We start from the raw sequence: 24,256 nt of genomic DNA on the forward strand, positions 1-24,256 counted from the left end.
AATATATCAGAATACTGATATATTAAGTCAATATTGAGGAAGATCATCAATAGAAATATCAATATTATTATATGGGTGGTTCAATGCGAATCAGAATTCAAACAAACTGAGGAGAGTACACCCAGATGGTCACGTTATTACTAATCATTATCTATCTCGCATTTATAGGACTGGGACTGCCAGATGCCTTACTTGGCAGTGCCTGGTCCATAATGAAAAACGATATACATGCGACAACAGAAATGGCAGGTTACATATCGTTAATTATTTCATTTTGTACAGTAGTGTCCAGTCTTTCGGCCAGTCGATTGTTACACCGATTCGGAACGGGGAGGGTCACGTTATTCAGCATCCTCTCAACAACCGTTGCTCTGTTGGGATTTTCAATCTCCGAGAATTTTGTGTTTTTCCTGATTCTGGCGATCCCTCTCGGCTTAGGTGCAGGTTCGGTGGATGCGGCACTTAGTAATTATGTAGCATTACATTTCAAGGCGAAGCATATGAATTGGCTGCATTGTTTCTGGGGAATTGGTGCGGTGACAGGTCCACTCGTAATGGCATATTGGCTGAATCAAGCAAACAACTGGCGTGCAGGATACGTTACAGTAGGGTTGATTCTCCTGGGGATCGCGGTGATCTTATTGTCAACGTTGTCTCTATGGAAGATCTTCGAGAAGGGGAGAATAGAAGAATCAGGCGATGAGAAGAAACGTGTGAGCAACAGGGAGGCTATACGCATCCCCGGTGTGAAGATGTCGATGCTGGCCATGCTCTGCTACAACGGTTCGGAGACAGCTGCTGGTCTATGGATGGCTTCTTTCTTCATAGGTAGTAAAGGCGTATCTCCAGGTACTGCGGCAGCGTTATCTTCCTTGTTCTTTATCGGAATCATCGTAGGACGTATAATCTCAGGATTTCTATCGACGCATGTATCGAGCAAACATCTCATCAGGTATGGTGGAATTGTTGGATGTTTCGGATTAGTCATCCTGGTTATGCCGATTCCGTACTGGATTGCAGCAGGCGCGCTGTTTGTGGTCGGATTGGGTGGAGCACCGATCTATCCGAGTATTGTTCACGTGACACCAGAACGGTTCGGAGAGAAGGCCTCCCCAAGTGTAATTGGACTTGAAATGGCAAGCGCCTATACGGGATCAACTTTAATTCCTTTAGGTATGGGCCTGATTGCAAGCCAATGGGGAATGTCAATGGTACCCCTGATTCTTCTTATGCTCTTCAGTGTCATGTTCGTGGCTACAGAGCTGGTTAACAGAAGCAGTAAGGCTGACCGTCTGACCGTCTAACTCTTGCCTTCATGGAATGTGGTTCCCTCATTACAAAACAAAAGGAACAACCATCCCTGGTTGTTCCTTTTGTTTTACCTGCTTATTTTTTATAAAAAGATCAGTAGCAAGGTACCTGCGGCAAAACAGTAATACGAAAAGTATTTCAGGTTGCCTCTGGCCATAATGCCCATAAACCATCTCATGGAGAAATAGGTGACGAAGAGCGTTGTGATAAATGCAATCAGATATGGGATAGCCAACTGTGATCGGTTCGGATCATTGGCAATGTCGGATACACCCATAATGAGTCCGCCAATGCTAATGGGAATATACAGCATGAAGGAGAACTTCAAAGCCGTTTCCTGTTTCATGCCGACAGCGATCGAGGCGATTACAGTTGCCCCTGAGCGGCTAATGCCCGGAATAAGAGCGACCGCCTGAGCCAGCCCTACCAACAATGCATCTTTCGTAGACAGATCTCCATCTTGCTTGCGACCACGGAGATTACGAATCAGCCATAAGGCAACCCCGGTGATCAATAGCGCGATGGAAACGGTATATACGGACGAGAAAATTTCTTCAATCCGGTCCTTGAACAGGACTGCAACGACAGCAGCGGGGATCGTACCAATAATTATGTATAAGCAAAACATGAAGTCTGCTCGATATTCTTCTTTACGAGTACGCAGGTAACCTAGTGCACCAATGATCAACTTTTTGATATCTTCCCGGTATATAAAAATAATAGCGATAAGCGATGCCGTGTTCGTTAAAATCTCAAATGACAATCCGTTCTGCTTCATGCCCATAAGTCTCTGAGCGATGATCAGGTGACCGCTTGAGGAGACGGGGATTGGTTCTGTCGCACCTTGAACAATACCTAAAAACAAATACTTTAACCACAATATAATCTCTGCCCTGTTGTCCTCCTTGAATACGTTTCATTGGCTATCCAATGATCTCTCTTATTAATAAAAGTGACTTGTCTACTCTATTGATGATAGCTGTTTAACTTGGTGACGTGCAAGTTAGAATTCATAGAGTGAGTGAAATAAACTTGTCTTGTAAAATCGTTCAGAGCATGATATCGTTGATAACGATTATCAATATCAATGAAGAGGTGGGTTTATTTTGCGGAAACAGAGAACACCAATATGGATCATGATGGCACTCATCTTGTTACTTGTACTTAGTGCATGTGGACAGTCTGCCACGACCAATAGTAAAACTGCTGATAGCGCGAACGCAGCTGCGGAGACAGAAACCAAGACGGACTCGAATGCAGATTCTTCCGCTGAAACCAGTGCCACTGCTGAAGAGGAGCTCGTTACATATCAATCGGATGCCGGCGAAGTGCAGGTGCCCAAGAATCCACAACGTATCGTTGATCTGACGTCATTCTCGACAGGGTACTTTGTTGCCCTGGATGCACCGGTAGTCGGTGCTTTATCCGGAGCGATGAACAACAAGTATATCAAGGATCAACTTGCAGCAGCGGGCACCAGTGACTTGGGTGAAGTACCTACTCCAGAGAAGCTAATCAGTCTAAAACCAGACCTATTTATCGTGTACACGGGCACCGAGGGCATCGACAAGCTGGAGCAGATTGCGCCTGTCGTACAGATTACATTTGGCAAGCGTGATTTCAAGGATCTAATGCTTGAAATGGGTAAGCTCACGAATAGAGAAGACGCCGCTATAGCCTGGAATGCTAAATGGGAAGAGCGCATTAATGAACTGAAGCCTAAGGTTCAGGAAGTTGTCGGTGATCGCACTGTTTCCATCCTGAATCCGTATGCAAAAGGGTTATTTGTATTCGGTCATAACTACGGTCGAGGCGGTGAAATTATTTATGGGGAGTTTGGTCTCAAGGCACCAGCCAAGGCTCAAGTTGAAGCAATTGACAGCGGGACTGGATGGGCTTCGATCTCCATGGAACTATTGCCGGAGTATGCAGGTGATATCATCTTCACCAGTCCGTGGTCCGGAGATAAGACTGATCCCAAGATCGTATACGATAATACATTATGGAAGACCTTGCCTGCAGTGAAGGCAAATCATGTGTTCCAGCTTGATCCAACCTCTGATACGTATAACGATCCGGTAACGCTGGAAGGTCAGTTGCAGTTTATTACGGACAGCCTGCTTTCGGCGAAGTAAGATTGAACCATAGACATGGTAATACTGGAGCATTTCCGAAAACGTCGCTACAAGACGGGGAAATGCTCTTCTTATGAGCTTAGAATGTTATATACGTCGATCTTGGATGGATTTTGACCAATGTAATTAAGCTTGATACAATAGGATAACAGCTGATGAACATTAAATATCAAGTGGGGTGATCTAGATTGCAGCAAAAAAGTGAACGTTTGAATGTTTGGTTGGCTTTCTCTAACATTCATACCCATCTGAACGAGAAGCTGGAACAAGCTCTGCTTCAACAATATGACTTATCTTTGAAGGAATTTTATGTGTTAAACTTCATATATAATGCGGAGGGTAAGGAATTACGCCTACAGCAACTTCAAGAACTGGTGGGGTTGAGCCAAAGTGCTACTTCCAGGCTCGTCGTTAGGATGGAAGCCAAAGACTGTGGGGCTCTGGAGAGACATGCATGTGAAGATGACCGGCGTGGTATTTACACTCGTATTACGGAGCTTGGAGAGAATAAATACAAGCAAGCACTTCAAACGTTTAATCAGGTCTTGCAAACTGAATTGGAACAGGATGGATTTGAGACTCGATTAGAGAACCTCACTAAAGAATTGTTCTAAGGTAGGGTGAATATAGGGTAATGTAGTCATTTACCCTATAAGAAGACTTGACACTCATTAATCTATCCGTTAAATTAAATGCATGCGCATGCTTTTAATGTGGGTGCAGTGATTCATGTATAAGGAGGTATTGAACATGAAGATGTTCGTTGTCGGCTCAAATGGACAAATTGGACAACAGCTTATTCAGCTTTTGAAGAATAGTGAAGAGCACACGGTTCTTGCCATGGTACGAAAACAAGAACAGGTAGATACATTTGCGGCACAGGGTGTGGAAACAGTGGTTGCCGACTTGGAAGGTTCGGTTGACTCACTTGTAGCTGCTGCAACGGGTTGTGATGCAATCGTATTTGCAGCTGGCTCTGGCGGTACAACGGGATATGATAAAACACTCCTGATTGATCTGGATGGTGCCGGAAAAACCATTGAAGCGGCTCAAAAAGCGGGTATTGATCGATTTATCATGGTGAGTGCAATCCAAGCCAATAATCGTGAGAACTGGCATGATAACATCCTTCCATATTATGCAGCGAAACACTATGCTGACAAATTGTTAGAGAGCAGTGGGTTAACATATACCATCATACGTCCAGGGATTCTAACGAATGAACCAGGGACAGGTAAAGTTTCTGCTTCTGAGAATATTACATCCGGTAACATCGCTCGTGAAGATGTAGCTCATGTGATTTTGGCCAGTTTGAGTGAGAAGAATACCTACAAGCGTTCATTTGATCTAATCACTGGCGAGGATGTAATATCTGAGGCATTGAGTAGACTTTGATCCAAAACAAAATTTTCGCCGATATATCAGATGAGTTAAGAGAGGGCTATACAATGATTATGTTGATGCTTTTGACCTTCATATTAGGTATCTTCATCGTTGTACGTCAATTTTGGCCATTGCGCAATCTTGAATATATTGATTATCAAGTATTTCTCAGACAAGAGCGTGACTTTCGGCAGTATAAAGTGATCGATATTCGAGATGCGACGGATTATATGGCTAATCCTACTCCGGATACGATTAACATCTCACTGGGACGTCTTGCTTTCACCTGGCAAAAATACCTTCTTCGAGAAGATAACGTAATTATAATGTCTCCTGGTATGCTTCAATCCAAAAAGGCTATACGTATTTTGCGAAAGCATGGGTTTAACTGTCTTTATGTGATGAAGTAAATGAAGTAAAAGATACATGTGAGTTCTTAATCATACGGAATTATTAAGTGTAGGCACTGTTTCAATGCTTGCGCATGCATTTTATTATACGTGATTCATGAAAAGGGGAGCTTTATTTTGATGACAGATTTGTTTAGTCCATATTCTTTTAAAAGCCTAGAGCTTAAAAACCGTGTCGTAATGGCTCCAATGTGCCAATATTCAGTTGAGCAAAAAGATGGTATAGCAACAGATTGGCATTATATGCACTACGTTAGTCGTGCCGTGGGGGGAACAGGTTTCATTATCATTGAAATGACAGATGTGGAACCAGATGGCCGAATTTCAGATTATGATCTTGGGTTATGGTCAGATGAACAGATCCCAGCTCTGAAGCGGATCGTAGATGCGTGTCACAGTTATGGTGCCAAGGTTGCTATCCAGATCGCTCATGCGGGCCGCAAAGCAGAAGATGCCGAGGTTCCAGTAGCTCCATCCGCGATCACCTTTGATGAGAATTCCAAGCAGCCAAGAGCGCTCACAACGGATGAAGTAAAAGGAATGGTTGAGAGATTCCGTAGTGCAGTAGCGCGTGCAGTGAAAGCTGGATTTGATGCGATTGAGCTTCATGGCGCACATGGCTATCTGATTCATCAGTTCCATTCTCCACTAACGAACAAGCGCGAAGACGAATATGGACAAGATTTAACTTTATTCGGCCGGGAGATCATTCAGGCTGCAAAGGCAGAGATGCCAAAAGACATGCCCCTGATGATGCGTATTTCAGCAAAAGAATACGTCGAAGGTGGTTATGGAATTGAAGAAAGTTCCGAGTTTGCCAAGGCATATCAAGAGGCAGGCGTGGACCTGTTCGATATCTCATCTGGTGGCGAGGGACCTATTGGTGCATCGGGCAGACCAGGAACTCACGCAGCTTATCAAGTACCTCTCGCTAAAGCAATCAAAGAAGCTCTTGATGTGCCCGTGATTGCTGTTGGAAGACTGGACGACCCGAAATTGGCGAATGCAGTTATCGGCAATGAAGAAGCTGATCTCGTTGCAGTCGGCAGAGGGCTGTTAAGAAATCCTTACTGGGCCTTGGAAGCAGCTTCTGCTTTGCGCAAGACAACGGACGTTCCAAAACAATATACGACTGGTTTTTAATGATCTGCATTAAAATATGGATAAGAAAGGACTCCGACTGCCAAAACAGAAGGAGTCCTTTTTTGGGTTAAACTAAACGATGTGAAGGAATGATATTAGCGAGTAGCAGTCAGGAGATCGTTGTCGATTCATCGGTTTTACCTCTCAGACGTTTGATATCTTCCCGGGGCGGAAAACCGAACATGCGGGAGTATTCACGACTGAATTGGGAAGGGCTCTCGTAACCTACCTGAAATGCTACATCTGCTGCATCGGTGGACTTAGATAATAACAAGCGTCGAGCTTCCTGAAGCCTGAGTTGTTTTTGAAACTGAATTGGACTCATGGCAGTCACTTCTTTAAAGTGTCTATACAGCGAGGCAGTGCTCATATTAGCCAAGTCGGCCAATTCCTCAACCCTGAAATTCTGATCAGAGTGATTCATAATATATTGAATGACGTCTTTGACTCGATACGTGTGGCTGCCCTCCATTGTAGCTTGTTCTAGGGCAACCCCATGGGGACCTTTCAATACTCTATAGAGAATTTCCTTCTTGAACAAAGGTGCGAGTAGTGGGATATCTTCCGATTGTTCTTCCAGTAATCGTGCCAACCTGACGACCGCGTCCAGCAGAGACGGTTCAGTTTGGCTTACAAACATGGCCCTTCTCGCATTTTTCAGCGGTTTTGTAGGAAAGTCGGAATGGTTTAATACCTCCAGAATTTCACTGGATGTAAACTCAAGTTTTAGCGCCAGGTAAGGAGCTTCAGGCGAGGCCTGAATGACTTGTCCACTAACTGGCAAATCAACGGTTGCGACGATATAACTTCCTGGACCATAACGGAAACGATCCTGTCCCAGCAGTACCTCTTTTTCGCCCTGAACGATAATGCAGAAGGACGGTTCATTAACTCTGAATAGGGGTTCCGTAACGACAGATTCACGAATTAAAAATAAGGAGGGAATGGCAGTAGAATGCACCCCGTCCTTGTCAGAAAAACGGTCAATGAGTGTGGCTAATTCGTTCTGTTGTTCGTGTATTTGATCAGACATGAAAGTTCTCCTTTTTTTCTCACAACATAATAACCACATTCTATCGTAGATTGACCCAAGGCGGTAGAAAACGGATAGGAATAGGCAAACATTTGAGGTGAATGGATAAGATATGTTACTTACCGGCTGAATATTCACTGGTCCATATTTTATTTACTGATCGTTCCCGATGTGTTAGATTGATTTTGGGAGGGAAGTCAAAATGGCTAGGAGTAAAGAGTTTGAAGTAAACGAAGTATTGGATAAAGCAATGAAGATCTTCTGGGAACAAGGTTACGAGAAGACGTCGATGAGTGACCTGGTTGAGCATATGGGGATTCATCGCAGAAGTATATATGATACGTTTGACGACAAACATTCGTTGTTTTTGCAGGCAATGGATCGTTATAATGGTAAGGTCAGCAGCACATTACTCGCAGAGATCAAATCGTCCAAGACGGCAGTGGAAGCACTGCACAAAATTTTCGAAGTTATGATCAGCGAAGCAGAGGGTACGCCATCGGGTTGCCTGATCGTGAATTCGGCGGTGGAGCTGGGCCCACGTGATACGGAGGTGGACTCCCGATCTCTTGAATCATTTAATGTAGCAGAGCGGATGTTCGAGCAAATTATTGAGTGGGGACAGCGGGATGGAGAGTTCTCCTCAACTCAGGATGCGAAGGAAATGGCAGAGTACCTGCATAATATTTCCGTGGGCATACGAGCCATGGCAAGAACTTCGATGGATAAAGAAAAATTAAATCGCATTATCCATGTATCGATGAAGCTTTTGGAAAAATGATAAAGTAGCTTGAAATCCGTTAGCGGACTTCAAGCTATTTTTTTTCGTCAATTTTAGAAAAAAAGTATAAAACATCAATTGGTAATGGCATTTTCTATTGATTTAACTTTGTGTATCTCTTCAGTCCCAGCCTTCAAAGCAGTCTCGTAGTATGCGCATTTGTGTTCAATGACCTCCATGGTCTTTCTTAATTCTTCCATCTGTGCTTCTACGCTAGCTTTTCGCTCCGTGAACATGTCATATCTCTGCTTCAGGGTGGAGTCCCCTTCAGAACACCATTCAATGAAGTCTTTGATGTCCTTAATAGGCATCCCGGTCAGCTTCAGACATTGGATGATCTTTAGAAAGTCAATGTCAGAATCTTTGAACAAACGTGTACCGCTCGTCGTACGCTCTACAAAAGGCATAAGTCCTTCCTTATCGTAGTAACGCAATGTATATACCGTAAGGTCTAATTTTTTGGCAACTTCACCGATTGAATAGGTCATTTTCATAAAATTCCTTTCCACAAGGGGTAGACTTCGAGTTAACTCTAGGATTGATCCGAGTGAAATTCTACCATGCTGCATTCAACATGTCAAAGTGAGGTGGAGATAAAAAAGTAAGATAAATATTTGACCTAGAGTTAACTAGAGGGGGTAAGATTATTTTGAACTTTAAATTACTAGGAGGTTATTACATTGATTATAGCTAAAGCCAGAGCAGTTGACGGACCAGACCAACAATTCCGAAGTGCTGAAATTAAACGACGTGATCTGGATACGAATGATGTATTAATCGAGATTAAATATGCCGGTATCTGCCATTCTGACATCCATACTGCCCACGGTGAATGGGGTCCTGTGAATTATCCGCTTGTTCCTGGACACGAGATTGCCGGGATTGTAACAGATGTAGGAACCGGAGTATCCAAATACAAGGTCGGTGACCGAGTAGGGGTCGGATGTATGGTTGACTCTTGTGGTGAATGTGATAACTGCCGCAAAGGTGAAGAGCAATACTGTCTCAAAGGAAATATTCCTACCTACGCTGGTGTAGACAAATATGGTGAACCTACGCAAGGTGGATATTCTACCCATATTGTTGTAGTCGAGGATTTCATCGTTCGGATCCCGGATAACATTGCACTGGACGCTGCTGCACCTTTGCTGTGTGCAGGTATTACGACGTATTCACCGCTGCATCACTGGGGAGCTGGCCCAGGTAAGAAGGTTGCCGTTGTAGGTATGGGTGGCCTAGGTCATATGGCTGTTAAAATTGCACATGCGATGGGTGCCGAAGTAACGGTTCTCTCCCAGTCCTTGAGTAAAAAAGAAGATGGACTGCAATTTGGTGCAGATCACTACTACGCAACAAGCGAACCGGAAACGTTCGAAAAACTTGCAGGGACTTTTGATCTGATGATTAACACAGTAAGTGCGAATATTGATATTAACGCTTATTTCTCACTGCTCACGCTGGATGGTACTCTCGTGAACGTGGGTGCTCCTGCAGAGCCATTAGCTGTTAATGTATTCTCTCTCATTGGTCATCGCCGTTCATTCGCAGGTTCCATGATTGGTGGCATTCGTGAGACGCAGGAAATGCTCGATTTCTGTGCAGAACATGATATTGCGCCTAATATTGAGGTCATCTCCGCAGACCAGATTGACGAAGCATACAAACGCGTACTGGCTTCCGACGTTAAATATCGCTTTGTTATTGATATCAGCACAATGTAATTGTGAAGTAAGTAATAACTCGATGCATGAGTAGACAAGCAAGCAGCTGGCCACCAAGGTCAGTTGCTTGCTTGTTTTCTTATGATCTCGTTAGATTCGGTTGATGGATTCATGATAGAATGAGATCGAATGGGGCAAAAGAAGCAGTATATTTATTGATATAGGGGGAAAGCAATGGAGACCTTTGCAGAATTTATAGCACGTATCGATAACCCGGAACATCAGGCACGGACGGAAGAAGTCTTGAACTGGATTACTGAAAAATTTCCGAATCTAAAGCAAAAAATAGCATGGAATCAACCGATGTTTACCGATCACGAGACTTTTATCATTGGCTTCAGCGTATCCAAGCAACATTTGGCTGTTGCTCCCGAGAAGGCAGGAATTAACCGTTTTTCGGAAGAGATCACTCAGGCGGGTTATGATCACACCAAAGAATTGGTTCGGATGAAGTGGAAACAGGAAATTGATTTTTCGTTACTTGAGCGAATGATTGAGTTCAATATCGCGGATAAGGCAGACTGTTCAACATTTTGGCGTAAATAAATCGCGATGAAAAAAAAGAAGACCCCTAACTTCCAGATTCGGAAGTTAAGGGTCCTCGCTATATTACACCATTATTTATGACCTACTACAGGGTGAGGTACGTATGGCTCTTCAAGGAACGTAACATCTTCTGTGGTCAACTTAACAGACAGAGCACCTACCGCATCATCCAGATGCGATAATTTGGTGGCACCGATAATCGGAGCCGCCACGGTATCTTTTTGTAATAACCAGGCAAGTGCAATGTGTGTGCGAGGAACACCATACTTTTCTGCAATGAATGCAACCCGCTCTACAACAAGCCGATCCGCATCACTGGTTCCGTTATACTTGGATTTTTGCACTTCGTCTGTCTCGGAACGAAGCGTGGTTACAGACCAGTCACGGGTTAACCTGCCTGAAGCCAGAGGACTGTAGGGAGTCACACCAATCTTTTCTTCCTTGCACAGAGGAAGCATCTCGCGTTCTTCTTCACGATAGATGAGGTTTAAGTGGTTTTGCATGGAAACGAACTTGGTCCAACTATTTCTCTCGGCCACATGCAATGCCTTTTGGAACTGCCATGCGAACATCGCTGAAGCTCCAATGTATCTCGCTTTACCGGACTTCACCACATCATGTAAAGCTTCCATGGTTTCTTCAATAGGGGTATTGTAATCCCAGCGATGGATGATATACAGGTCGACATAATCCGTTTCCAAACGTTTCAGACTCTTGTCTATTTCACTCATGATGGCTTTTCTCGAAAGGCCAGAACCGTTGGGCCCCTCATGCATCTGTCCGTGGATCTTGGTTGCAATGACAACCTCATCACGATTGGCATAATCCTTTAATGCCCGACCAAGATATTCCTCACTTGTACCCAAAGAGTATACATTCGCTGTATCGAAGAAATTAATGCCTAAATCTAGCGCTTTTTTGATGACAGGGCGGGAGTTCTCTTCATTCAATACCCATTGATGAACCCACTTACTGGCGTCCCCGAACCCCATACATCCCAGGCAAAATCGAGATACGTCCAAGCCTGTGTTACCAAGTTTTGTATATTCCATATGATGTTCAAATCCTTTCTAATATTTATTAAGGCCACCTGTATGGTGACCTATTTTCATTTATTATGTCATAACGAACGAACCAGCCTGTACCACATTTCTATCAAACTTTTGCCTAATCCTATCATTATCTCCAAATCGGCTGGATATAGAACAAAAAAAATGCCCCCAGTGTAGCTCAAGGGACATCTTACTCCATATAAAATATGGTTCAACTCAGACAGAGAAGAGAAAAAAGGATTGAACGCAAAAAAAAGCCATGATATAATCTATAGCGCAATTGACATTTCATTTAAATGTAAAGGGTGAATCATTATTTCTCCTAATTTAATTTTACATCCGACATTCCGATTTGTCAATGCTCTTTTTTGGGGTCCTAATAAATGGAAAAGGGAGTGGACTTATTCATGGATAAAACAAGCGAATGGAAGTTGGAAGAGGAAAGACTGGTACAGGTGAGGAAAAAACTTCAGGCACGACTCGACGAGCTGGAGCCTCAGGTTGCCGGACTGCATGAACAGGCTGCCGAAATTCGTAAACGGTTCTGGGAAGACGTGACGATTAACACGGGTTCGTACACGGATTTTGAAGATGCATTCTATACCATCAATCAGCAGTCGAGGGTATTGGCCGAGAGGGAGCGTGGGCACAAGCTATTAACACAACAATGGAAAAATACCAAGAGATTGCTTCCAACGCCGTATTTTGGTCGTTTTGACTATAAGGAAAAAGGCATGACAATTACTGAACAGATCTACATCGGGGTATCATCTTTCATGGATGAGGATGGACTGAACTTTCTAATCTATGACTGGAGAACACCAATTGCGAGTCTGTACTATGATCACTCTCCCGGGCCAGCAGGCTATGACACACCTTCAGGACGAATCGAGGGAAAGATGGAGCTCAAGCGTCAATTCCAGATCCAACAGGGGCAGCTTCATAGCATGTTTGACGCGAATGAAACCATTGGTGACGAGTTGTTGCAGCAAGTACTCGCCAAGGGTGCGGACTCACAAATGAAGAGCATTGTAGCAACCATTCAGAAGGAACAGAATGCTATTATTCGTGATGACCGAAGCCGAATGCTTATCGTTCAAGGGGCAGCGGGCAGTGGCAAGACGTCCGCTGCGTTACAGCGAGTGGCCTACTTACTATACAAACACCGCCAGACCGTCAAAGCAGATCAGATTGTACTTTTCTCGCCGAATCCGATGTTCACCAGCTATATCTCCACCGTACTCCCGGAACTTGGTGAAGAGAACATGCAGCAGACCACTTTTCAGGAATATCTGAAATATTGGCTGGATTCCTCCGTACAACCAGAGGATGCCTTTGATCAGATTGAATATGTGCTGACAGCTCAGAATGATCCGGGATATGAAGCTCGCCTGGAGGCGATCAAGTACAAGGCTTCCGAGACATTTCTACAAGTACTCCAAAACTACGGCACGTGGCTGGGACGAGAGGGCATGCGATTCAACGGGATTCAATTTCGGGACCGCGAATTCATCTCTGCGGACCGAATCAAGACCCAATTCTACAGTTTGGATCAAAATCTTACATTGTCCAACCGTATTCTTCTTGTGCAGGAATGGCTGCTGAGAGAACTCGTATCGCTGGAACGTCTGGAGCGGGAAGCAAACTGGGTTCAGGAAGAGTTGAATTATCTGGACACGGATGAGTATGTGGAAGCTTTCGGCATGCTGCATAAAGAAAAGGCTGTTTTCGATGTGGCGGAAAAATATGCAGCGCGGGAGAACGGGAACAACAAGGCAGAGCAAGATGAGGGTGCCTTTAACTTTGCAGTGCGGGAAGAGGAACTGCTTCGTCAGAAACTGGTGAAAGACATGTTTAAACCGTTAAGAAAGAGTGTGCGGAAATTCCAGTTCGTGGATGTGAAAGGCATATATGAACAACTATTTGTAGATGAAGCTGCTTATCGTGAACAAACGAATGGGGCAATCCCCCCGCAGCATTGGCCTGAGATTTGCAAACAGACTAAGAAAATGATCCTCCAGAACAAGCTGTTCCATGAGGATGCTACTCCTTTTCTATATGTAAAAGAGATGATCGAAGGTGTCCGGACAAACACTGATATCCGTTATGTCTTTGTTGATGAAGGTCAGGATTATTCGGCGTTTCAATACGAATATCTGAAGAAACTGTTTCCTCGTGCCCGCATGACGGTGCTGGGGGATTTCGGGCAGGCGATTTTTATGCAGGCTACGGATTTGGCAGCATCCAACTCGCCACTAGTTCACCTTTACGGAGAAGGCGAAACTACATTGATCCGGCTGGTACGCAGTTATCGTTCAACCAGAGAGATTGTTGAATTCACCAAATGCATGCTGCCAGGGGGAGAAGAGATCAGACCGTTTGAAAGGGGAGATCAGAAGCCTCTTTTAACAAGATTGGAGGATGATAAGCTACGTGGTGCGCAGATTCTCGCAGATATTACCACACTCAAGGCGGAGGGGTTCGATTCCATCGCTGTGATTACGAAGACCGCGGCTGAAAGCCGGGACGCCCATGAATGGTTACGTAGTCAAGGAAGCGAAGGGCTGCAGCTCATAACGAAGGACACACAGATTTTTGAAAAAGGAATCATGGTTATTCCTGTGTACCTCGCCAAAGGTGTCGAGTTCGACGCTGTCCTGGTCTATGATGCTTCACCAGAAGCTTACAGCCAGGAATATGACCGCAAGCTCCTCTATACGGCCTGCACACGGGCCATGCACCGACTTCATCTATATACAACGAGTGACTGGTCACCGTTTGTGCAGGCGTTATCTGCGAATCTGTATGACATAAGATCATAATCCATAAGTAAAATCAATTTCAATGAAGGAACAAAGTAAGATGCTCGGAGCCTTTTTTCAAAGGTTATCGGGCATCTTTCTTTTTATGAAGACATGGATCATAAAAGTTATTCTTTACTGATCGTTCCTGATGTGATAGATTGTTATTGGGAGTTATGAGAACGATCATTCTCATAAAAGCTCAAAAATGAATATATTCTCAATGAGAGGGAGTAATAATAAATGAATATTTCTAAACAAGTTGCTATTGTAAGTGGGGCTAATCGAGGGTTGGGCAAGGAACTTGCTCTTGAACTGCTGGCGAGGGGAGCCAACGTGTATGCTGGCGCGCGAAACCCTGAATCCATTGATCTGCCGGGGGCTATTCCACTGCAACTCGATATTACTGATCCTCAATCTGTCATGACTGCAGCTGAGGTAGCTAGTGATGTAACCCTTCTAATTAATAATGCTGGTTCCGCTACGGGTGCTTCTCTGCTCACGGGTGAGCTGAACGATATTCACTTGGAATTCAATACACATGTATTCGGTACGCTTTCAATGATTCGTGCGTTTGCACCGGTAATGGAGAAGAATGGAGGCGGTTCGATACTGAATATCCTGTCCGCTCTATCTTGGCTCAGCCTTGGTAACTCAGGTGCATATTCAGCTGCAAAATCCGCTCAGTGGGGAATTACGAATGCATTACGTCTGGAATTAGCCCCTAAGAACGTTAGCGTTGCCGGATTGCACGTAGCGTTCATGGATACGGATATGACGGCAGGTATCGACGCACCGAAAACGAGCCCAACGGATATTGCCAAAATTGCAATAGATTCAATCGAAGCGGATCTTTACGAGATTATTGCTGATGATACCAGTCGGAACGTGCAACAAGGTCTTGCTGGTGGTGTTGCTGCCCTTTACCCGCAATTGTTTCAAAAATAGAGAGGTGTAGATGCCTTTTCACGCTATAAATAAAACAACCCCCACCAGATATGGCGGGGGTTGAGTACGTCATGAATTCTCCAATTTCATTCCTTCAAGAACGGTGAGAATATGAGGTTTAACCTTTAACTGCACCAGCAGTAAGGCCGCTGACAATATATTTTTGCCCGAATAGATACAGGATGAATACAGGCAGCGAAGTAAGCACGAGATTGGCGAAGATCAGGTTCCAGTCCCGGCTATATTTGCCGTAGAAATTGTAGATCGATAGTGGCATCGTCCAGGTGGAGCTATCTGTCAGGAAGTACACCGGAATCGTGATGTCATTCCAGACGGACATGAATACCATGATCGCTACCGTTGCGTTAACGGGCAGGATGAGCGGTGTGACGATGCGGAAGAACACGCCGAACACACTTGCACCTTCCAGAAATGCCACTTCGTCCAGCGCTCGTGGAATGGTTTTGATGAATCCACTATACAAGAATACACTGAAGGCTGTATTTAACGCGGCGTAGATCAGGATGACACTTGTGATGCTGCCGTAGAATCCTAATCCCTGCACAACCCGAATGGTCGTAATAATCGACATCGGCGCAATCAGTCCCATGAAGAAATACATGTAGATGGTGCCGGATAGTTTGGTTTCCCGACGTGCCAGAATGAATGCCGCTGCCGAAGAAGCAACGATGTTAATGATGGACGAAACGCCAGTAATCAAGATGCTGTTGAAGAATGCTCGTGACAGACCGCCTTCCTGGAAGACACGAACATAGTTCGAGAACTGCCATGTTTCAGGCAAACTCAGAGAGAAGCTGAGCACCTCGGCGCTGGTTTTGAATGAACCAAAGATTAGAATGACAAGCGGCAACAGAACGATAAGAGAGGCCAGAATCAGGAAACCTTCCACGATATAGTTGCGAATGGCGAGTTTGCGTGTATAGCCCATGTTATTCCGTAACCTCCTTACGCCGCATGAAGATCAATAGCGGTATAGCGATAATGGTAACGACGACGAACAGAAGTGTGTTGACCGCGGTACCGAGTCCCCAGTTACCTTCACCGAAAGATCGTAGAATGATCGTACCCACGACCTGAGAAGCGTTACCTGGGCCACCACCGGTCATGACATATACTTCGGAGAATACTTTAAGTCCACCGATTAATGTCAGCATCAGGTTAATGTTAATGGCTGGCAGCAAGAGCGGCAGTGTGATTTTGAAAAAACTTCTCCACGAGCTTGCGCCATCAATCTTGGCTGCCTCGTAATACTCTTGAGAAATGGACTGCAGGCCCGCCAGATAGATAGCCATCTGGAACCCGGCACTCTGCCAGATTGAGACGATAGCAATCGTCCAGATGACAATGGATGGGTTGGTCAGCCAAGCTTGGCTTAACGAATGTAGCCCCACAGATTCCAATAGGTTGTTAATTGTACCTTCGGTACGCAACATGGGAGTGAACAGAATGCTGATCACAAGAATGCTGAGTATGGAAGGGGAGTAGAAGATAGCGCGCAGCAGGTTCTTGGTTCTTAATCGCATGTTAAGTCCTACAGCCAGCAATAGACCGATAACGTTTTTGCCTACTACAGTGACGATCGCGAATATTGCTGTGTTCTGCAACGCCAGAATCAGCGTTTTGTCCGAGAAAATTTTCCTGAAATTATCCCACCCGATGAACTTCAACTCCAGTCGGTCCAACCGCCAATCCGTGAATGAATAGTAGAAAGCGGCAAGAGCAGGCACGACGAAAAAGATGGAGTAGATAATCAGTGCGGGAAAGATCATGTAATACGAATACAAATTTTTAGTCCTTTTCATGTCTCACACTCCGTTATAGCTAGGCAGCATAACAATCATCCGTGTTATGCTGCCTTGTATTTCACTCCTATTTCTTAGAAACCCGCTACACCTTTATCCTGCATCAGCTGACTGAACTTCTCATCCCAGGATTTCAACACTTCTTCCGGTGACAATCCGCCTGCAAATTGATCCTGTAACAATCGGTACAGTTCACTTCGATCAACCAGCATGAACGCATCCGTTGTCAGCACGGTTTTCTTCGGCGTAATGTAGTTGTCTACAATGTCCTGCTTATAGGCCGGCAATTCCGGTGTTGTGACGTCACTGAAATTGGATACATAGCCTTTGGAGTCCACGATCTGTTGTGCGACATCCTTGGAAGCGATGTAGTCCAGGAACTGTTTGGCTTCTTCCAAATGTTTGGATTTCTTCGGAATGAACAATTGCCCACCCAGTGGACTTGCACCCAGACTGGCATTATCCGACGATGGAATCGGGAATACGCCCAGTTCCATGCTTGGGTCTTGCTCGGCAACACCTTCAATTAACCAATCGCCCATAAACATCATGGCTACTTCCTTATTCAGGAATTTACCTACTGCCATGTCATAGCTGTCGCTAAGCACATCCGTGTTGGTATAACCTTTGGTGTACACTTCATACTGTTGTTCAAGGAATGTTTTGAATTCCGGTATATCGGACCATTTTTTCTTATTGCTGTTCAAGTCATCAAAAAACGTCGGTTCATTCTTAGCTACAAAATCGGCAAAAGCCGCTGCAGGCCAGATGTTGGCAGCCCAGGCATCTTTGTATGGCATGAATACTGGTGTAATACCACTCGCTTTGATTTTTTCACAGATCGCCAAGAATTCTTCGTAGTTGGTTGGAAGCGACAATCCGAGCTCTTCAAAGATTTGTTTGTTATAAACGACCCCTTGCATGCCTGTATCTTGGCTAACATGGAAACTGTAGAGGTGACCACCAGAAGAGAGGACGTCTTTGTTCACGATTCTGCTCGCCCAAGGTTCGTTATCGAGAATCTCGAAGTTACGTTCAAGGTTCAGGTCCGTGACTGCGCTCGCCAGATTATATTGAATAATGTCAGGTGTTTCATCTACAGCCAGTTTGGTTTGCAATACCGTTGTTGTTTGCTCCGCCGGAATGAGCTGCAAATTAACGCGAATATTCGTTTGTTTTTCGAATTCATCGAGAATGTCTTGCTGAATGAAGGCAGAGTCCTGAGAACTTTTAGAGATCGCAAGTTCCAGTGTGACCTTACCACTCTTGTTGTCTCCGCCATCAGCGCCGGAATCCGTACCCCCTGAACCGCAAGCGGTTAACGAGATCGATAATAGACTAGCCAGAATAATGGATACAGCCTTTTTTCTTTTTATTGTCTTCAATGCAAATCCCCCTCTAAACGTTTGGTGAATCCGTTTACAAATCCGATTATAGATTCTTTTATCGCCCCGGTACATGTCTGTGCTTGAACGTTGATGTGTAAAATCCTGAACTTGAAATCGCTATCATTTCATGGAGTACCGTGATACAGTAGGACATAAATCTAAGGGATTTCACATCATGTCAGAACAGGAGGGTAACTCTGAGAATGGCGAAGCTCATACATAAGGCAACTCAATTCAGTTTGCAGACGAAGGTGCTTTTGACGTTTTTGGCCCTGCTTTTGTTCGTGCTGGGCTGTTTTATCGTGTATGTCAATGTGATTGTTATTCGCCCGCTCAAACTGAAAACAGAGCAGGATACGCTCGTTACAGCTACGAAGGTAAGAGAGCAAGTTGATCTCTACGTAGAACAACAGAACCAGATGTCACAGCGAATATTGTCCAGCAAGAATATTTTTGCAGCCATGGACAAGAGCTCCTCAGCTCATAGTAACTATGAAAGACTGAAGCAAATTAGGATCATCAAAGACATCATGTTTCAGGCGATCGGGCCCAGCATGAATATCAAGGACATGTCCATCTATGACAGGCAAGGTGTTCTTCTTACGTCATATCTGGGTTCAGGCAATCCTCCGGCGATTTTGAACACGATGATGGAGAGTAGCCAGATCGGGCGGGATTGGACGGAAAGCGGTTTTGTCTTGCTGCGACAAGTCGATACCATCTCCTTTGTGCGCACGATCAATGATCAGAATGGCAAGGTGTACGGTTATCTTAGCATTCAGATGGAACAGGCCTATATACAGAATCTTACGGAAGGCATTACTGCTGGGGATGTCTATATTCTGAATGAACAGGGGGAGCAGATGACAGGTTCGGAAGCGGGGGTGACATTTGCCAATTGGTCGAAGCCTGCATCAGACGAGGGATTGGTGGTCGACAAAGACGACAATTATATCACGCATTCCACATCACCCAGTACAGGTTGGATCACGTATATCATAACACCCAAAAAATCCGTATTGGGCTCGATCCATTCGGTTCAGACCATGTCCATCCTGCTCATTACAGCGCTGATGCTGGTTTCTTTTGTGTATATCTTCCTGTCAACGCGTAACCTGCTGCTTCCAATCCGTAAGCTCCGCAGTCAAATCTGGCGTATGAACTACAGCAATATGAATCTGAAAGTGGATGAAACGCCAAAGAACAACGATCTGTTATTGCTTAACGAAGCCTTTCAGGATCTCATGGAGCGGCTGCAGCAATCCATTGACCGTGAAAAATCGGCACTTCATGAAGAAGTAAAGGCGCGTAATTCAGCGCTGCAAGCCCAGATCGCTCCACATTTTATTCATAACGTTCTGTATCTGATCAGTATTGCTGCACAAGAGGGGAAGACCAAAGTCGTATCGGATATGTGCAAGCATCTCTCGGACAGTCTGCGTTATATCGTCTCTTCACCCTACGCTCATGTGACCTTGGCTGATGAGCTTCAACATACGAGACATTACCTGTCGCTTGTACAGCAAAAGTACGAGGAGGATCTGGAGTGGGACATCTGTGCGGACGAGCTGGCGAGCGAAATTAAGTTGCCACGGTTGGTCATCCAGCCATTTGTGGAAAACTGCATTGAACATGCCTTTGCCAACACTGTACCTCCTTGGCGTATCCGGATTACCGTGAAGCAATATAACGGATTATGGGCTCTGGAGATCAAGGATAACGGAGAAGGCTTTCCACCGGATAAGATCCAGGAGATTTTAGCCAATATCCAGTCATCCGGATCGGGAATGAATTCAACGTCCAATCGACCAACAGCCCTGGGTAACATGGGAATTCTCAACAGTGTCAATCGACTCAAACTCATGTATAACAACCGGCTTTTTATTAATATATTTAATAATCATGCGGAAGAGGAACATGGAGCAACGATTCAAATCATCGGCTCACTGACAAAGGATTTTTACTAGCAAGGAGGGACAGACGATGTATAACGTTATGATCGTTGAGGATAGCAAACCGATATTACGTAATATTAAAATGCTCTTGGAAACGCTCAACTTGCCGGTTCGCGTAGCGGCTACGGCAACCAATGGAGAGGAGGCCTTGGCAGCGATCAAGCAGGAATCGATTAATCTGCTGTTGACAGATATTCGGATGCCGAAAATGGATGGCCTATCACTGATTGAGCAAGCCAAGCTTGCCAACCCGGATCTGAAGGTCATTCTGATTAGTGGTTATAGTGATTTTGAATATACGAGAAAAGCGTTGAACCTGAAAGTGTTTGACTATTTATTGAAACCTGTGGAGCGAGAAGCATTAGAGGAGGTTATGGGTCGGGTAATTGAGCAACTCGATCAACAGATGTCCAAGGATCTGCTGGATTTGCAAGAATTCATTCATCCCCAATATGACACTACACTGAAACAAGGGGGTGATTTTCCTCCTTTATTCAGCCAGATGATGATCATTATGAACAAACAACCCTTCACCGCAACACATGAACGATGGGTACAGGTGGAGCTTGAGGCTATCATACAGGATTTTTTTACATCCCATGCATGTCGTGTGTACACAAGTCAAACCTCTTATCAATATGTCATTTTCGTCAACAAGAGTGCACTTGACTTGTACTCTTCCGTACATGAATGTCTTGAATCGTTGCGTCGGCATCTGCTTGCACATCACTATGATGCGATAATCGGAGGACAATTACTTTACGCTGAGTCTGGTAATCTGCCAGAACTATATCACCGCATGTCGTCCATTGTGTCTGAGCAGCAACGGTTGAAACAAGGCTTAGCGCTCGATACCGGGAATCCGGTGTCGATGGCGAGATCCGAGACGGGCTGTCTGGATTCGGTGCTGGAATCTACTTTTGTACAGATGATACAGGATCGGCGGAAAGAGCAGTTTGCTCTCAAGCTGTCTGAGCTGCTGGACCGATGGGCGGAGGACAATGTACTTATGACCGAGGTGGAGCGATTTATCGGACTGGTCGTAGACACGTTTGCACATCTGTACGAGGAACAAGGCTCGGGCATGAGATTGGGTCTGGAGCTTCGGGCAAGACAATTAACTCAGGCACAGTCCTACGCTGATTTTTGCCGGGAACTGACGGAATGGACGGGGCAGTGCTTCGATATGCTGCAATCCCACGTTCGAAAAAGCAAGGCGATTCTGTTCGAGCAGATTGACGATTACGTAAAACTGAATAAATACTCTCAATTATCGATTAATGACATTGCAATAAAGTTTCATGTCAGCCCGTCGTATGTCAGCAGAGTGATCAAGAATGCCACACAAATAACGTTTGTTCAGTATTACACCCGACTTCGCATTCAGGAGGCCTGCAGACTGATGGAAAGTCAACCGGACATGAAGTTCAAGGAAGTATCCGATTTGTTGTCGTTCAGCGATCAGCACTATTTCTCGAAGGTGTTCAAGGAATATACGGGTTTCAGTCCTACGGAATATAAACAACAGCTTCCTGGTATTATGACCCAATCATAGCTAACAACCCCTTTTTATATATGGTATAATACAAAACAAATACGGCTTGTTACTGAATTCGTTCAGGCAATACCTATGTATATACATGCTCAAAGTCTCTTTGGGTGTGTGTATATATGGGTTTTTTTGCGTTTACTTGCCGATTGATTCCACCAAAAATGAATAAAGAGAGGGCGATTCATTTGAAAAAGGCAAAGAAAGAAAGTTCATTTTTGAAGAAAGGAGGAACCGTTTTACGTTTAATGAGCACCAGACTGATTGCAGCTTTCCTGACTGTACTTATTATCCCGACTGCACTTATTGGGTATTTTTCTTATCATAGTGCCAAAGATCAGGTACAACAAAAAATGACAGATCCCATCAACACCATTTTAACGATGACAGGGCAGCACATTAACAATCTGGTGGGGGAAAAAGCAGAATTATTGAGTTACATAGACAGCATGTATGGCTCCTCTCCCAGTCAGGCGAACAACGAAGCAATACAAGTAGGAATCGACCAGTTAGCTGATACATATCCTGATATTCTTTCCATAACCGTGGGTAATGACCAGGGCAGTGTTATTAGTTCTCCAGCAGTAGAGGATGCAACATTCGATCCTCGCAGCACAGAATGGTATACCCATGGTGTAAGTAACAATGGATCACTCTATTTTTCGAGTATTATGAAAGATCCGGTATCCGGAAAGATATATGTAGAGATTTCCAAGGCTCTCACAGATGATCAAGGTGTGGCGAGTATTAAACTTGATCTGGAGCGATTAGCAAATGAAATATCTTATGTGGATGTTGGAGGCAATGGAAGTCTGATTGTAGTTGACTCCAATCGAACGATCGCGGCTTGGTCGGGGGCAATTGTAAAAGGTGGAGGTGGAGAACTCGGCGGAGCACTCATTGACGGAATTCCGGTCCATCCGAATACGGCGTCAAGTTCCGATGAACCGATGGCATTCTCCCAATTTGTCAGAACGGATCTGGCGTATGATCTGGAAGTGCATTCGGGTGTTAATGCTTTAACAGGCTGGAATGTCATTGCTTTGATGGGACATGAAGACTTTATCGCCGCAGCGAAACCCATCCTGGTCACTAGCTTTACGGTAATTATTATTTCTGTATTGATCGCGGCAGTAATCATATTCTTTATTCTGAGATCCTTTATCGTACCTATGCAAAAACTGCGAAAGGCAACCCGCAGCGTAAGAGAAGGGAATCTGTCGGAACGAGTGAATCTTAAAACCGAAAACGAATTTGGTATATTGGCAAATGATTTCGACCAAATGACCATTTCTCTTCAATCGGTTGTTGCTGAACTTCATCAGACATCATCGTTGCTGAGTCACTCTTCCCAAATGATTCAGGAAAGTACAGAACAAACCACGCAATCGGTTCAACATGTGGCTGAAACCATGCAACAGACTGCTGAATCAGCTATTGTTGGGGCGGAGAATTCGGAACAAACCGCGAATGCGGTAGAAGAGATGGCCAGAGGCATCAGTACAATTGCAGAATCTGCGAGTGCGATTGTGGATTCGGCTGAAGAGACGGAGCGCGCTGTTGCTAACGGTGGAAAAACCATAAATCAGGTCGGAGAACAAATGGAACACATCCTCGGAGCCATTGAAGAAACTTCCGCATTGATTAACGAGCTGTCTAGTCTATCCGCTGAAGCCAATCGAATGAATGAAGCGATTGCGGATATCTCTCGGCAAACCAATCTTCTGTCACTGAACGCCTCTATTGAAGCATCCAGAGCAGGAGAACACGGAAAAGGTTTTGCTGTCGTTGCTGGTGAGGTACGCACGTTATCCATGCAATCCAAACAAAGTGCAGACGAGATTGGTGCTACCATTGGCAAAATGCTCGATCTGATTGCAAAATCCACGTCCCTTATGAATGATAACGTTCGTCATCAAGTCGGCGAAGGAATGCGGATCAGCCAAGAAGCTTCTGCAACCATATCGAACATTGAACAATATACAACGCATATCGTGGATCAAATTCAGGATATTTCGGCTGTCTCAGAACAGTTGTCAGCGAGTACGGAAGAAGTCTCGGCTACGGTTGCCGCGATGAGTCATATCTCTAAAGTGTCGGCTGATAGTGCCCAGACGACTTCAGCAGCAGCCCAAGAGCAAATGGCGGCGATGCAGGAGATATCCGCTTCATCTGCACAACTATCCAAGACAGCTGAGAATATGCAAGAACTCGTTCGCCGGTTTAAGCTTTAGAGTAAGTTAGTATGTGTGTAAAGAAATATGTAAAGCACCAGGC

General features: G+C 44.8%; 21 protein-coding genes. 14 read left to right on the top strand and 7 right to left on the bottom strand.

Annotation, left to right across the window (positions count from 1 at the left end; all coding sequences use genetic code 11):
• Positions 1–125 precede the first annotated feature (125 nt).
• Complete coding sequence (locus WFI24_RS09170) at positions 126–1,304, top strand: MFS transporter (RefSeq protein WP_336760074.1); 1,179 nt, start codon at positions 126–128, stop codon at positions 1,302–1,304.
• Between the two features lie 89 nt (positions 1,305–1,393).
• Here WFI24_RS09170 and WFI24_RS09175 read toward each other — a convergent pair whose 3' ends face one another.
• Complete coding sequence (locus WFI24_RS09175; RefSeq protein ID WP_336760288.1) at positions 1,394–2,197, bottom strand: undecaprenyl-diphosphate phosphatase; 804 nt, start codon at positions 2,195–2,197, stop codon at positions 1,394–1,396.
• Between the two features lie 220 nt (positions 2,198–2,417).
• On the opposite strand from WFI24_RS09175, the gene WFI24_RS09180 reads away from it, so the two are divergent.
• From WFI24_RS09180 to WFI24_RS09200, 5 genes are all read left to right on the top strand, one after another.
• On the top strand, positions 2,418–3,446 hold the full coding sequence (locus WFI24_RS09180; protein WP_336760076.1) for an ABC transporter substrate-binding protein: 1,029 nt from the start codon (positions 2,418–2,420) through the stop codon (positions 3,444–3,446).
• A 188-nt stretch (positions 3,447–3,634) separates the two neighbouring features.
• Positions 3,635–4,060 (top strand): MarR family winged helix-turn-helix transcriptional regulator, encoded by a 426-nt coding sequence (locus tag WFI24_RS09185; protein WP_336760077.1) that lies wholly within the window; start codon positions 3,635–3,637, stop codon positions 4,058–4,060.
• 136 nt (positions 4,061–4,196) lie between these two features.
• Entirely contained in the window at positions 4,197–4,841 is a 645-nt protein-coding gene (locus tag WFI24_RS09190; protein ID WP_336760079.1) for an SDR family oxidoreductase, read from the top strand.
• 53 nt (positions 4,842–4,894) lie between these two features.
• Positions 4,895–5,239, top strand: coding sequence for a rhodanese-like domain-containing protein (locus tag WFI24_RS09195; protein WP_336760081.1), 345 nt, complete (start codon positions 4,895–4,897; stop codon positions 5,237–5,239).
• 120 nt (positions 5,240–5,359) lie between these two features.
• Positions 5,360–6,382 carry an NADH:flavin oxidoreductase/NADH oxidase gene (locus WFI24_RS09200; protein WP_336760083.1) on the top strand — a complete coding sequence of 341 codons (1,023 nt, stop codon included), beginning with the start codon at positions 5,360–5,362 and terminating at the stop codon, positions 6,380–6,382.
• A gap of 109 nt (positions 6,383–6,491) precedes the next feature.
• Here the strand turns inward: WFI24_RS09200 and WFI24_RS09205 are convergent, their stop codons facing one another.
• On the bottom strand, positions 6,492–7,415 hold the full coding sequence (locus tag WFI24_RS09205) for an AraC family transcriptional regulator (protein WP_336760085.1): 924 nt from the start codon (positions 7,413–7,415) through the stop codon (positions 6,492–6,494).
• A 202-nt stretch (positions 7,416–7,617) separates the two neighbouring features.
• Here WFI24_RS09205 and WFI24_RS09210 point away from each other — a divergent pair, with 202 nt between their 5' ends.
• Entirely contained in the window at positions 7,618–8,196 is a 579-nt protein-coding gene (locus WFI24_RS09210; protein WP_336760087.1) for a TetR/AcrR family transcriptional regulator, read from the top strand.
• A 74-nt stretch (positions 8,197–8,270) separates the two neighbouring features.
• Here the strand turns inward: WFI24_RS09210 and WFI24_RS09215 are convergent, their stop codons facing one another.
• A complete protein-coding gene (locus WFI24_RS09215; RefSeq protein ID WP_442956201.1) occupies positions 8,271–8,684 on the bottom strand; it encodes a MerR family transcriptional regulator in 414 nt (137 codons plus the stop codon).
• A 192-nt stretch (positions 8,685–8,876) separates the two neighbouring features.
• On the opposite strand from WFI24_RS09215, the gene WFI24_RS09220 reads away from it, so the two are divergent.
• Together WFI24_RS09220 and WFI24_RS09225 are read left to right on the top strand one after the other, a co-directional pair.
• Positions 8,877–9,917, top strand: coding sequence for an NAD(P)-dependent alcohol dehydrogenase (locus WFI24_RS09220; RefSeq protein ID WP_336760091.1), 1,041 nt, complete (start codon positions 8,877–8,879; stop codon positions 9,915–9,917).
• Between the two features lie 174 nt (positions 9,918–10,091).
• Complete coding sequence (locus WFI24_RS09225; protein WP_145317404.1) at positions 10,092–10,463, top strand: iron chaperone; 372 nt, start codon at positions 10,092–10,094, stop codon at positions 10,461–10,463.
• Positions 10,464–10,534: 71 nt separating this feature from the next.
• On the opposite strand, the gene WFI24_RS09230 is transcribed toward WFI24_RS09225, so the two are convergent.
• Positions 10,535–11,515, bottom strand: coding sequence for an aldo/keto reductase (locus tag WFI24_RS09230; RefSeq protein ID WP_336760094.1), 981 nt, complete (start codon positions 11,513–11,515; stop codon positions 10,535–10,537).
• A 407-nt stretch (positions 11,516–11,922) separates the two neighbouring features.
• Between WFI24_RS09230 and helD the strand changes: the two genes are divergently transcribed.
• Positions 11,923–14,337, top strand: a complete 2,415-nt coding sequence (gene helD / locus WFI24_RS09235) for an RNA polymerase recycling motor HelD (protein WP_336760096.1) — start codon at positions 11,923–11,925, stop codon at positions 14,335–14,337.
• 222 nt (positions 14,338–14,559) lie between these two features.
• Positions 14,560–15,264 (top strand): SDR family oxidoreductase, encoded by a 705-nt coding sequence (locus WFI24_RS09240; RefSeq protein WP_336760097.1) that lies wholly within the window; start codon positions 14,560–14,562, stop codon positions 15,262–15,264.
• A 118-nt stretch (positions 15,265–15,382) separates the two neighbouring features.
• Here WFI24_RS09240 and WFI24_RS09245 read toward each other — a convergent pair whose 3' ends face one another.
• The 3 genes from WFI24_RS09245 to WFI24_RS09255 all read right to left on the bottom strand — a co-directional run bounded on the left by WFI24_RS09245 (position 15,383) and on the right by WFI24_RS09255 (position 18,472).
• Positions 15,383–16,213: a carbohydrate ABC transporter permease gene (locus WFI24_RS09245; protein ID WP_145317395.1), complete on the bottom strand. Its 831-nt coding sequence runs from the start codon at positions 16,211–16,213 to the stop codon at positions 15,383–15,385.
• A 1-nt stretch (position 16,214) separates the two neighbouring features.
• A complete protein-coding gene (locus WFI24_RS09250; protein ID WP_145317392.1) occupies positions 16,215–17,087 on the bottom strand; it encodes a carbohydrate ABC transporter permease in 873 nt (290 codons plus the stop codon).
• 74 nt (positions 17,088–17,161) lie between these two features.
• Positions 17,162–18,472: an ABC transporter substrate-binding protein gene (locus WFI24_RS09255; RefSeq protein ID WP_336760100.1), complete on the bottom strand. Its 1,311-nt coding sequence runs from the start codon at positions 18,470–18,472 to the stop codon at positions 17,162–17,164.
• A gap of 206 nt (positions 18,473–18,678) precedes the next feature.
• On the opposite strand from WFI24_RS09255, the gene WFI24_RS09260 reads away from it, so the two are divergent.
• From WFI24_RS09260 to WFI24_RS09270, 3 genes are all read left to right on the top strand, one after another.
• The gene (locus WFI24_RS09260; protein ID WP_336760102.1) at positions 18,679–20,442 is read left to right on the top strand and encodes a sensor histidine kinase; all 1,764 of its coding nucleotides are present in this window, start codon (positions 18,679–18,681) and stop codon (positions 20,440–20,442) included.
• A 16-nt stretch (positions 20,443–20,458) separates the two neighbouring features.
• On the top strand, positions 20,459–21,985 hold the full coding sequence (locus WFI24_RS09265) for a response regulator (RefSeq protein ID WP_336760104.1): 1,527 nt from the start codon (positions 20,459–20,461) through the stop codon (positions 21,983–21,985).
• A 182-nt stretch (positions 21,986–22,167) separates the two neighbouring features.
• Positions 22,168–24,213, top strand: a complete 2,046-nt coding sequence (locus WFI24_RS09270; protein WP_336760106.1) for a methyl-accepting chemotaxis protein — start codon at positions 22,168–22,170, stop codon at positions 24,211–24,213.
• Positions 24,214–24,256: the final 43 nt, after the last annotated feature.

Origin of the sequence: Paenibacillus sp. USHLN196, from assembly GCF_037144955.1 — a bacterium.
GTDB classification, from domain to species: domain Bacteria; phylum Bacillota; class Bacilli; order Paenibacillales; family Paenibacillaceae; genus Paenibacillus; species Paenibacillus xylanexedens_C.

Bases quoted from the DNA above. Each gene is read 5' to 3' on its own strand.
- WFI24_RS09265 (WP_336760104.1), top strand. From the start codon at position 20,459: ATGTATAACGTTATGATCGTTGAGGATAGCAAACCGATATTACGTAAT.
- WFI24_RS09205 (WP_336760085.1), bottom strand. From the start codon at position 7,415: ATGTCTGATCAAATACACGAACAACAGAACGAATTAGCCACACTCATT.
- WFI24_RS09215 (WP_442956201.1), bottom strand. From the start codon at position 8,684: ATGACCTATTCAATCGGTGAAGTTGCCAAAAAATTAGACCTTACGGTA.
- WFI24_RS09225 (WP_145317404.1), top strand. From the start codon at position 10,092: ATGGAGACCTTTGCAGAATTTATAGCACGTATCGATAACCCGGAACAT.
- WFI24_RS09170 (WP_336760074.1), top strand. From the start codon at position 126: ATGGTCACGTTATTACTAATCATTATCTATCTCGCATTTATAGGACTG.
- WFI24_RS09250 (WP_145317392.1), bottom strand. From the start codon at position 17,087: ATGAAAAGGACTAAAAATTTGTATTCGTATTACATGATCTTTCCCGCA.
- WFI24_RS09200 (WP_336760083.1), top strand. From the start codon at position 5,360: ATGACAGATTTGTTTAGTCCATATTCTTTTAAAAGCCTAGAGCTTAAA.
- WFI24_RS09245 (WP_145317395.1), bottom strand. From the start codon at position 16,213: ATGGGCTATACACGCAAACTCGCCATTCGCAACTATATCGTGGAAGGT.
- WFI24_RS09240 (WP_336760097.1), top strand. From the start codon at position 14,560: ATGAATATTTCTAAACAAGTTGCTATTGTAAGTGGGGCTAATCGAGGG.
- WFI24_RS09195 (WP_336760081.1), top strand. From the start codon at position 4,895: ATGATTATGTTGATGCTTTTGACCTTCATATTAGGTATCTTCATCGTT.
- helD (WP_336760096.1), top strand. From the start codon at position 11,923: ATGGATAAAACAAGCGAATGGAAGTTGGAAGAGGAAAGACTGGTACAG.
- WFI24_RS09230 (WP_336760094.1), bottom strand. From the start codon at position 11,515: ATGGAATATACAAAACTTGGTAACACAGGCTTGGACGTATCTCGATTT.
- WFI24_RS09190 (WP_336760079.1), top strand. From the start codon at position 4,197: ATGAAGATGTTCGTTGTCGGCTCAAATGGACAAATTGGACAACAGCTT.
- WFI24_RS09210 (WP_336760087.1), top strand. From the start codon at position 7,618: ATGGCTAGGAGTAAAGAGTTTGAAGTAAACGAAGTATTGGATAAAGCA.
- WFI24_RS09260 (WP_336760102.1), top strand. From the start codon at position 18,679: ATGGCGAAGCTCATACATAAGGCAACTCAATTCAGTTTGCAGACGAAG.